1 protein-coding gene is annotated in these 593 nt (G+C 70.8%); it reads right to left on the bottom strand.

The genetic code is table 11. From position 1 onward, the window contains the following. Window positions 1-105: 105 nt before the first annotated feature. Window positions 106-593, bottom strand: a 488-nt coding sequence (locus D7X55_RS40160) for an MFS transporter (protein ID WP_121725726.1), incomplete at its 5' end; no start/stop codon positions are given.

Here is a 593-nt window from a genome sequence, read left to right as displayed (position 1 = left end):
TTCCCACCCCCTCCGTTGGATACCCCGCACGGAAACTGGTGGGCAGGGAGGAGCGAGAGAAGGTGGGAAAAAGGGTTTCCGCCTGCTTGCCTGCCCTACGAAGCGTCAGCCTCGGGCCGCGGCCCGGCCGCCGATGTGTTCACCGGCGTCCGGACGCAGCCGGCGGAAGAGTGGCCCGGCCAACGATGACACGAGGCCGATGGCGACGAACGGCAGGACGAAGCGGTCCGGCGTCAGGCGCACGTCACCGCCGCCGCGCGCCACGTGCAGCATCAGGCCGCCGAAGCTGATGCCCACGCTCAGCGCCATCTGCTGCGTCACCACCGCGAGGGTGGAGGCGTTGCTCACCGACTCCCTGGGGAGGTCCGCGTAGGCCACCGTGTTGGTGGCGGTGAACTGCAGCGAGCGCATGAAGCCGCTGCACACGAGCGTGGCGATGATGAACGGGATGGGCGTCCCCAGCCCGAAGAACGCGGGCACCGCCGTCAGCGCCGCGGTCAGCAGGTTGGAGGCGACGAGCGTCTGGCGGAAGCCCACGCGGCGGATGAGCGCGGGCGCCACCGGCTTGCACGCGAAGGCCCCCAGCCCCGTCC

The organism is Corallococcus sp. AB049A (genome assembly GCF_003668885.1).
GTDB classification, from domain to species: domain Bacteria; phylum Myxococcota; class Myxococcia; order Myxococcales; family Myxococcaceae; genus Corallococcus; species Corallococcus interemptor.
The sequence above is the reverse complement of the archived record's forward strand: the minus strand, read 5'-3'. Positions and strand labels throughout refer to the sequence as shown.